Origin of the sequence: Armatimonas sp. (assembly GCF_043760365.1) — a bacterium.
Classification (GTDB): domain Bacteria; phylum Armatimonadota; class Armatimonadia; order Armatimonadales; family Armatimonadaceae; genus Armatimonas.
On record NZ_JAYUPA010000926.1, the window covers coordinates 1 to 8,214 of the forward strand.

Below are 8,214 nucleotides of genomic sequence, written 5' to 3' on the forward strand. Positions count from 1 at the left end.
CGTGCCTGAGTTTTCACGGAGCATGCAACGAATAAGCCCCTCGCCGGGTAGCAGAGAAAAGTGCAGGAAAATCATCAGCTCATTTTACCGGAGAGAAGAGTCGCGATGGGCTTTGCTCTATTTTTGTTTCAGACCTCCGGTTCGTGCTGGAAGACATCGTCGAGCGGCTTGCCAAAGACGGCAGCGATGCGAAAGGCGAGCTCCAGCGTGGGAGAGTACTTGGCCGCCTCAATGGCGATCAGAGTCTGCCGCGTGACCCCCACTTTCTCAGCGAGGGCTTGCTGGGTAAGCTCGCCGTGCTCAAAGCGCAACTTGCGGATATTGTTGCGAATCGGCATGGCTAGTGCCCTCTCCGGTAGCCGTGGGCCAGAGTGGCATAGTGCACCAGCTCGCTTAAGACAAAGCTTAGCAAAGCAAGCTGTCCCACAAAGGCGACGGAGATAAGCTTGGGAAAGACGGGGGTGAGCATGACTCCGCCCAGCACCAAAAGCCAAAGGGCAATGACGAGCACCCAGTGGGCACTACGAAAGGCCCGGTTCTCAATCGCATGATCGCGCTCGTCTCTTGGCTCCTGGCGGGTGCTTAAGGCAATGACCGTCATGTAGACGGAGCTGAGAACGATCTGTGCAAGCACGGCAGCAACAAACGCCACAATCACTCGCGGGAGAATCAGCTCGCCTTTGCTAGCAAGCTGAAAAATAAACGTGAAGTAGGGGACAAATACCACCCCGGTCGTGACCAGACAGGCCCACGCACTTTTCTCACGAAACGACATATCCATCGAAGTAACCTCCGTTGTTAACGTACGTTATATTTTACTTTATGTCAAATATATTTTACTTTAACTCAAGAGCTGTCTCAGCTTGGCGATATTCTCCCGGTGCCCCTTGCCGTCGTCCTCGGGCGTCTCGACAATCAGTGCGAGGTTCTCAGGGAGGCGCACATCCGAGAGAAATGCCACGAAGCCCGCGTCGCCAATAGTGCCCTCGCCAATGTGTGCGTGCTGGTCACGCTTGCTGGCTAGGCCGAACTTGGAGTCGTTGGCATGGATAATCTTCAGCCTCTCAAAGCCGACGGTCGCTGCAAAATTATCCCAGACTCCCGTGGGATCGCCCACCAAATCGTATCCCGCGTCGTAGATATGGCAGGTGTCCAGACACACAACAATGCGCTCCGGCTCGGCAACTCGGGAAAGAATCGCGGGGAAGTGCTCGAAGACACCACCCAGGGTGGTTCCCTTGGCCGCCGTGGTCTCCAGCGCGATCTTGATCTTAAAGCCCGCTGTCGCCTGATGCACTTCATCCAGCGCTGCTGCAATCTGAGCGATTCCGACCTCCTCGCCACTGCCGACATGCGCCCCCGGGTGCGAGACCAGAAAATCTAAGCCCAGCGCCTCGCCACGCTCTAGCTCCGCAATAAACGCACTCAGCGACTTCTGCCGCGTCTCGGGATCGGGCGAGGCAAGGTTGATGAGATACGAGTCGTGGGCGATCAGCGGCGCAATCCCGACCTCCGCCGCCTTCGCCTTCCACAGTGCAATGGCATCGTCGGTCAGAGGCTTTGCCGCCCACTGACGTGGGCTTGACGTGAATATCTGAATCGTGTCGCAGCCGATCTGGGCTCCTTCGATCAGACCATTGTGCAGGCCACCGGCGACACCCGTGTGGGCTCCAAAAAGAAATCGAGGCATGTTAGAGATACTACCCCCGGTGTACGTCCCGCGCTACTTCAGGAAAATCTCGATCACGGGAACGGTGACATTGGGCTTCTGGATCGGGAGGCGCAGGGCGAGTGAGGCACGCTTATTGTCTCCCGAGAAGTCGTGCTGCCAGGGATCGATATCTTTCATGAGCACCTCACTGGCATCATTAAGAAGCTGGGCGTACTCCACGCGTGCCGGATCAAGACCATCTAGGTAGAGCTGACCAAACGGCCAGGCGAGCACATGAACATAGAGCTGGTTAGTCGTGGGGTTGTAGGTGTAGCGGCAGTCCCGAGGCGCGTCGCCGAGCTCGGTGGGGGCCTGGGTGCAGCCGTAGATGGCGCGGCTGTGGCGCTTCATCCACTCGCCCATGCCTTGGAGGCGATCCAGCGCACGCACATCGAACTCCCCACGCCCCGTGGGGCCGACATTGAGCAGTAAGTTGCCGCCCTTGCTCACCGTGTCAATGAGCATCTGGATCAGCATCTCTAAAGACTTCCAGCTTGATTCGTCGCGATGGTAGCCCCACGAGCCGCTGAAGGTCTGGCAGGCTTCCCAGGTGACGGGCTTGCCATTGAAGTGCACCCACTGGCGCGGCTGGAACTGCTCGGGGGTCTTGATATCCCAGCCAGACTCTAAGTCTAAACGGTCGTTGAGAATGATATTTGGTTGCAATTCGCGGATGAGCTTGTAGAGATTCTCGCTGTCCCACTCCAAGCGGCCTTTCTGCGGCGGATACGAAAAATCGCACCAGAGAATATCAATCTTGCCGAACTCGGAGAGAATCTCGCGCACTTGTCCGTGCAGATACTGCGCGTAGCGGCTCTGGTCACGGCCTGTGTTGAGCGCGTCTTTTTCGGGGGAGTTGCGCTGGGGGTGCACGCCGTCCACTACAAAATCTGGGTGGTGCCAGTCAATCAGCGAGTGATAAAAACCCGTCTTGAGGCCGTGGCCCCGGAATGCATCGACCATGGGGCGCAAGAGATCGCGCTTTGCCGGAGTGTTCGTGGCTTTATAGTCGGTCAGCGCCGAGTCCCAGAGACAAAACCCCTCGTGGTGCTTGGTGGTAATCACAAAGTACTTCATTCCCGCGTTTTCTGCCGCACTCGCCCAGACCTCCGGGTCGTAGAGATCGGGGTCGAAGAACTTGAAGTAGCGCTCGTAGCGCTCATCGGTGAGCTGCTCGTAGTTCTTGAGCCACTCGTGGCGCGCCCCCATTGCGTAGAGGCCCCAGTGGATAAACATACCAAAGCGGTCGTGGGTGAACCAGGACGTATCGCCGGGCGTCGGGTCGGGTTGTGGAATCGTCAGTGACATGGCCTATTTTACCTGAACTGTCAGCCCCGCCGAGGGCACGGGGACGATAATACGTCCCGCTCCGGCGGCTTTGAGGGCCGCAACCGTGCGCTCGGGCTCAAAGGTCAGGCAGAGCACGGTTCCCCCCTGACCCGCTCCGGCGAGCTTGGCTCCCAGCGCCCCGTTTGACAGCGCCACCTCGACCAGCTTGTCCACCGCCGCGCCGCTCGCCCCGAGCCGGAACTGGACGTCCTGGTTCTGGTTCATGAGTTTTGCAATGGTTGCCCAGTCGCCTTCCAGCAGCGCTTTCTTGCCATTGCGTGCCAACCCCGGCACAAAGTGATCGTAGAGTGCGCGTACCTCGGGGTCGTTGTCGAGCCAGCGCTGACGCACGGGCTTGTGCGCCGCCCCTGAGTGGTGCTTGACTCCGGTGTGCGCCAGCACAAAGGGCAGAGGCTGAGGGACTAAGTCTATCAGCGGCTCAACAGTGGCGTAGGGCTGCTCGTCCATGGGAATATGGCTGCCTTTATCGCGGAAGTCCATGTAGTTGAGGCCCCCAAAGACCGCCATGTGCTGATCCTGAAACCCGCAGATCACCCCCAGAATCTCGTATTCTATCTTGCGAATCGCGGCGGCAATAGCATGCTTGTGCTCCACGCGCCCGAGCTTTTGAGAGACCGCGCCGTAGACCGCCGCCATGAGCGCCGTCGAGCCCGCAAGCCCCGCCTGCATGGGAATCTCAGTGCTGGTGGTGAGATGAAAGCCGACTTCGCCCGGCGCAATGCCCATGCCCTTGAGCACGGCTTTCGCCAAGTCCAAACGCGGAAAGTCGGGGGAGGTCTCCAGATCCGCCCGCGAGTGAATGACCTGGCGCTCGCCATTGTCGGCCTCTAAAACCAGCGCGTCGGAGTCCATCAGCGTGCACGTCGCACGCTCGGAGAGAGAGCAGGAGAGAACGGAGCCGCCGTACATATCGGTCGGGTTGCCCAGCACGCCGCAGCGGCCAGGCGCAGTTGCCACGATCATAGGGCTATTTTACAGCATCGTGCCTTTTGGTGTTTTTGTTTGCCCTCCCCCCGCGCACCCCGCAAGCGGGGACCCCACACGACCCCCTCCCTTTCCCGTTATCGGGAGGGAGGGGGCCGGGGGGAGGGAGGGGAAACAGAGGGAGGGAGATTTTTGGGTGTGTGCATAAACGGTAGGGTTTCACTGCATAAGAGAAGCAGAGGAGCCTGGAAACGAAATGCAAAATCAACGGAATAACATCCTAGTACAGCCCGGCCCGGTGCTGGCGCTGGCGACGACGCTGGCTTTGATGCTTGCGATCAGCGCAGCACTGTTGCCGCTGTGGGGCGCGGCGGTAGCGGTCTTGCTGGCGCTGGTGGTGGTGCTGCTCTTTTTCTGGAATGACCCGGAGCTGCCCCCCACGGCGGGAATGGCGCTGGCGTAGAGCCAGCAGACGGCAGAGAAATAGCCCTCGGCATTTGTGCCGGGGGCTATCTTTATTTATCTCTAATTTCTACCGAATAACACCCGGCAAATCTGTCCTACCCGAAGGCGGGTGTCTAAGTCCAGATCATCCAGATACGCTGCGCCTTGCGCTATGATCGAGGCTGCCTGGCTGAGTAGGTCTTTGCGCATGAGCTCGTCACGCAACCCAGCCGCCAAAATATCACGCTTCCACTTAGCGTCATGCTTAGCAATGCTAATCAGTCGTGGCATCAGCAAATTGGCCTGACCTGCCAAAAGAATCGTTTCTGTGGGAGGCGATGATGCTGGAAGCTTTCCCGGCAACGCCTCCATGAGAACTCCAAGCACTATCTCACGCGTCTCTCGGGAGTGACCTACCAGGAGTTCACCGGTCTTGATCACAAACCGCTCACGAGCTTCTGGACTCCAGGACGCTATCTTCCGCGCCAGACGCTCTATCTGTAGACCACGGTGCGCCTCCGGGACATCTCTGATAGCCGCGAGGTGGTACGCGGTGTCTTCTATTTCATGTTTACTTTGCTTAGGAGTGTTTTGCCTCCCCCCGGCCTCCGTTCGTGCCTCACTCCGACCGACCCCCTCCGGCTTCGCGAAGGGGGAACTTGGTACAGCAGCAGGTGCAGTATCCGTGATGGTCGGGGCGACGAAGAGCGCAAGGGCAGGGGCTTCGGGTGCGTGGGTTGCCAGGTACTCGTTGGCCGCTGCTTCGTCCTCGGGGTCGGGCTGGGCAAGGTGTTGTTCTATCTCCCTCTGGTGAAGGGCTTCTCGCTGACGGGCCAAGTAGCTCAGGAACTGTGTGGTGTTGGTATCTGGTCTCATTTACTTTCCCTCCGAGGTTTTGTGATGCTGGTGCAGGTCTATGACTTGCTTTCGTATCCGAGCTTGCCCACGGGAGACGGTGGTCTGATTTACGTTTAGCTTCTCTGCCAGTTTTTCTTGGCCCATATCGAGGTTGTCTTTCATAGTGTCAATGAGAACGCGCTGTTTTTCATTCGCATGATTGTCTCGGAAATCGGTGACGAGGGCAAGGTCGTCAATACGGTCGAAAGCCGCTTGCGCCGTGGGGTCGGCAAGGAGGTCATGCAAAGTGATGTCTTCGCAGCCAGGACGGGCGGCATCCAGCGACTCGGCAGTGGCACGCTCGTCAAACTTTGTCCAGCCTTCGACGGTTTTCTCTTGCACGCCAAGACGCGCTGCGATCTCGGCGAGGCTCGGCTCGCGTCCCAGGGTAGCCAGGAGCTCCTCGTAGGCATCCTGCATCTTGACCAGACAGCGAATGACGTGGGAAGGGAGAGGCGACTCGATGATGCGGCCTCGCCGTACCTCCGACTTGATACAGTAGTGAGCAAACGTCGTAAACTTGGTACCACGACGCGTATCGAAGCGTTCAATGGCGTAGATCAGCCCAATATGCCCGTGCTGTAGCGCATCCTCACGCGTAAGAGGCGCATGAGGCAGGCGACTGACCGTCCAGGCGACGAAAGGCGCATGCTGCTCGACGAGCGCACTTCGTGCTCGCTGCTCCCCGTTTTTTGCCGCCTCCAGAAGCCGATAGGTTCTCGCGTCTTCCATAGTCAAAAAGACCTCCACGCTGTTATCTCATCGAATCACAAAAAAGTATGCACCGCGACGGCTGTGTAGTTTTCCACACCCTCAGACCCTCCTCCCCGGCGGCACCACCGCCGACCTGGGCACCCTCTGGGTACGGCTTTCGGTCGTCGGGTACCCTCTGGGTGCCTGCGAATGTGGTAGTTTCAGCACACCAAACCCTTCGCGAAGCCCGTACCCAGGGGGTGCCCATGGCCGAGTGGTGCGAGGCCGGGAGGCAAAAACTGAATTGTGACGGGAACTTTCTTTCGATTAGGGGGCGTAAAAGAGCAAAGATGGGGCAAGGCAGTGTGAAGCCAGCGCTCTGTCTTGGGATCAAAAGGGCAGAGGCTCTGATAGCGGCGCGAGGCACTCCGATCACGGCGCGAGGCGTTTTGATCGCGGCGCGAGGCTCTCTGATCGCAACGCAAGGCACTTTGATAGAAAAGAAAGGCAGTACGAAACTATGGACACGACACCCGAAGCGGGCGCAGCAGCCCCCAAACCCAGAGCACCACGCGCCGAGCAAGACCAGCGCATTCAAAACGACATCACCCAGTACGTGCAAGACATCCAGGCTGTGCGCAAGGACACCGCACTTGCAGCAGGAATGACCGAGCTGGGCTTCGACAGCGCCGCCCTCGCCGATGGGCAGGCCCATGCGGCAAGCGCACAGAGCGCCTACACCCACCGGCAGACCGCGATGGGAGCCGAAGAGGCCGCTCTCAAGATCGCAACCGATGCCGACGAGACCGCGCGGCGGCGCTATGTTCATTACCGGGATGTGGTGCGTATCGCCTACCCCCGCGACCCCGCCGCACGCAAGGCGCTGGGTGCCACGGGGATCGTCCCCAAAGACCGCCAGAAGCTCGTCACCCTCGCCCGCGCCGCCTACCAGGGCGCCCTGCAGCCCCCCTATGCGGAGGCGCTTGCCAAGCGCGGCTATAACGCCGCCGGTCTGGGTGCCGCCGAGCTACTTCTCGACTCCCTCGACAGCGCCACTGCCGCCCTCACCGCCGCAAGCCGCGCCGCCGTTGAGGCCACCACCGCCCGCAACGATGCCTACAGCACCCTCACCGCGTGGGGAGTCCCCTTCCGCGCCGCCATCCGCCGCGCCCGCAAAAAGTAGAAACCCCACCCCCTAGCCCCCACTCAGAGGGTACCCGGCGGGGCTAGGGGGAGGGCTTTACAAAACCACAGATCAGGTCGGATCAATCCAGATGCGATTCAAGAAGACACCATCGAGTGGGTCGAAATCTTTGTCTGTGGTTAAGAGAGTCAAACCCAACGCGGAGGCTGTCGCCGCGATCCAGAGATCATTCTTGCTGAGGGTGAAGCCGCTAGTTCGACAGTGGGAATCTATGGTTGCATAGTCCTGCAAGATAGCTGTCGTGGAGATGTCCAAGCGTCGGATCTGTGCCAGCAGACTCTGAAGCTGTGTGTGTTTAGCAGCGCCCCAGCCAAGCTGATGCACCAACGATCTCAGCTCGCCTTCGGTTACGACGCTGTAAACACACGCTGGTATCGTGTTCAGAGGATCGTGGAGAGGGACGATTTTAGTCTGCCAGAGGGTGCTGTTTCGGATGGCATGAACGAAGATATTGGTGTCCAGTAAGTAGGAAGGCACTAAGAAATAGCCTCAAGAATCTGAGCGATCTCCTCGTCGGTCTCCGCTCCCGGCCATTTTCCGACAAGCATTTCGGTCAGAGTTTTCCCTTGGGGGAGAGAGAGTGCAGGACGACTCTTTGCAAAAGCTTCGGCCCGATTGCGCTCGAACTCTGCGGGGGTGCGGGTGCGAATTTTACGCACTGCCTCGGTCAGATCTCCAGGATCATAATCGGCATCAAACGTTTCTTGTCTATTTCGGGCTACCCGTGAGAGTACATTGAGCGCGAAAGTATCCAGTGCCAGGCCATCTTTTTCCGCCAGACGACGCAAAGCCTCTTCGGTTTCTCTAGGTAGCTCCAGCAACAAAGACATGCTCCGAATTATACACAACGAAGCGTCAATCGTGCCACTTCGGGGCGGCAATTAAATCGGGGGGCGAGCCAGGGAAGATACGGGACGAAAGCCAGGCCGATGCCGCGCGAGATGTAGGTGGTAAGATTCCCACCAGGATCGTAGCCCAGAATCTTGGTGAG

The 8,214-nt window shown here is 58.9% G+C and carries 11 protein-coding genes; 2 read left to right on the forward strand and 9 right to left on the reverse strand.

Annotated elements, in window-relative coordinates:
* Nucleotides 1–128 precede the first annotated feature (128 nt).
* From ACH2EH_RS23210 to ACH2EH_RS23230, 5 genes are read right to left on the reverse strand one after another with little or no spacing between them, the layout of a single operon-like run.
* A complete protein-coding gene (locus tag ACH2EH_RS23210) occupies nt 129–338 on the reverse strand; it encodes a helix-turn-helix transcriptional regulator (protein WP_395145511.1) in 210 nt (69 codons plus the stop codon).
* Nucleotides 339–340: 2 nt separating this feature from the next.
* A complete protein-coding gene (locus ACH2EH_RS23215; RefSeq protein WP_395145513.1) occupies nt 341–781 on the reverse strand; it encodes a hypothetical protein in 441 nt (146 codons plus the stop codon).
* A 60-nt stretch (nt 782–841) separates the two neighbouring features.
* Nucleotides 842–1,690, reverse strand: a complete 849-nt coding sequence (locus ACH2EH_RS23220) for a deoxyribonuclease IV (RefSeq protein WP_395145514.1) — start codon at nt 1,688–1,690, stop codon at nt 842–844.
* Between the two features lie 33 nt (nt 1,691–1,723).
* Entirely contained in the window at nt 1,724–3,019 is a 1,296-nt protein-coding gene (locus ACH2EH_RS23225; RefSeq protein WP_395145515.1) for an alpha-L-fucosidase, read from the reverse strand.
* 3 nt (nt 3,020–3,022) lie between these two features.
* Complete coding sequence (locus ACH2EH_RS23230) at nt 3,023–4,024, reverse strand: galactokinase family protein (protein WP_395145516.1); 1,002 nt, start codon at nt 4,022–4,024, stop codon at nt 3,023–3,025.
* A gap of 217 nt (nt 4,025–4,241) precedes the next feature.
* Between ACH2EH_RS23230 and ACH2EH_RS23235 the strand changes: the two genes are divergently transcribed.
* A complete protein-coding gene (locus ACH2EH_RS23235; RefSeq protein ID WP_395145518.1) occupies nt 4,242–4,448 on the forward strand; it encodes a hypothetical protein in 207 nt (68 codons plus the stop codon).
* 62 nt (nt 4,449–4,510) lie between these two features.
* On the opposite strand, the gene ACH2EH_RS23240 is transcribed toward ACH2EH_RS23235, so the two are convergent.
* Nucleotides 4,511–5,305, reverse strand: a complete 795-nt coding sequence (locus ACH2EH_RS23240) for a hypothetical protein (protein ID WP_395145520.1) — start codon at nt 5,303–5,305, stop codon at nt 4,511–4,513.
* Nucleotides 5,306–6,058 carry a sigma-70 family RNA polymerase sigma factor gene (locus ACH2EH_RS23245; protein ID WP_395145522.1) on the reverse strand — a complete coding sequence of 251 codons (753 nt, stop codon included), beginning with the start codon at nt 6,056–6,058 and terminating at the stop codon, nt 5,306–5,308.
* A 481-nt stretch (nt 6,059–6,539) separates the two neighbouring features.
* On the opposite strand from ACH2EH_RS23245, the gene ACH2EH_RS23250 reads away from it, so the two are divergent.
* Nucleotides 6,540–7,202 (forward strand): hypothetical protein, encoded by a 663-nt coding sequence (locus ACH2EH_RS23250; protein WP_395145524.1) that lies wholly within the window; start codon nt 6,540–6,542, stop codon nt 7,200–7,202.
* Between the two features lie 72 nt (nt 7,203–7,274).
* Here ACH2EH_RS23250 and ACH2EH_RS23255 read toward each other — a convergent pair whose 3' ends face one another.
* Nucleotides 7,275–7,700, reverse strand: a complete 426-nt coding sequence (locus ACH2EH_RS23255) for a type II toxin-antitoxin system VapC family toxin (protein WP_395145526.1) — start codon at nt 7,698–7,700, stop codon at nt 7,275–7,277.
* The gene (locus ACH2EH_RS23260; protein ID WP_395145528.1) at nt 7,700–8,053 is read right to left on the reverse strand and encodes a hypothetical protein; all 354 of its coding nucleotides are present in this window, start codon (nt 8,051–8,053) and stop codon (nt 7,700–7,702) included. Before ACH2EH_RS23260 ends, ACH2EH_RS23255 begins: the two co-directional genes overlap by 1 nt.
* Nucleotides 8,054–8,214 lie beyond the last annotated feature (161 nt).

Excerpts from the sequence above, each read along its gene's own strand:
- ACH2EH_RS23245 (WP_395145522.1), bottom strand. The coding sequence starts at position 6,058 with ATGGAAGACGCGAGAACCTATCGGCTTCTGGAGGCGGCAAAAAACGGG.
- ACH2EH_RS23240 (WP_395145520.1), bottom strand. The coding sequence starts at position 5,305 with ATGAGACCAGATACCAACACCACACAGTTCCTGAGCTACTTGGCCCGT.
- ACH2EH_RS23260 (WP_395145528.1), bottom strand. The coding sequence starts at position 8,053 with ATGTCTTTGTTGCTGGAGCTACCTAGAGAAACCGAAGAGGCTTTGCGT.
- ACH2EH_RS23250 (WP_395145524.1), top strand. The coding sequence starts at position 6,540 with ATGGACACGACACCCGAAGCGGGCGCAGCAGCCCCCAAACCCAGAGCA.
- ACH2EH_RS23225 (WP_395145515.1), bottom strand. The coding sequence starts at position 3,019 with ATGTCACTGACGATTCCACAACCCGACCCGACGCCCGGCGATACGTCC.
- ACH2EH_RS23230 (WP_395145516.1), bottom strand. The coding sequence starts at position 4,024 with ATGATCGTGGCAACTGCGCCTGGCCGCTGCGGCGTGCTGGGCAACCCG.
- ACH2EH_RS23235 (WP_395145518.1), top strand. The coding sequence starts at position 4,242 with ATGCAAAATCAACGGAATAACATCCTAGTACAGCCCGGCCCGGTGCTG.
- ACH2EH_RS23210 (WP_395145511.1), bottom strand. The coding sequence starts at position 338 with ATGCCGATTCGCAACAATATCCGCAAGTTGCGCTTTGAGCACGGCGAG.
- ACH2EH_RS23215 (WP_395145513.1), bottom strand. The coding sequence starts at position 781 with ATGGATATGTCGTTTCGTGAGAAAAGTGCGTGGGCCTGTCTGGTCACG.
- ACH2EH_RS23220 (WP_395145514.1), bottom strand. The coding sequence starts at position 1,690 with ATGCCTCGATTTCTTTTTGGAGCCCACACGGGTGTCGCCGGTGGCCTG.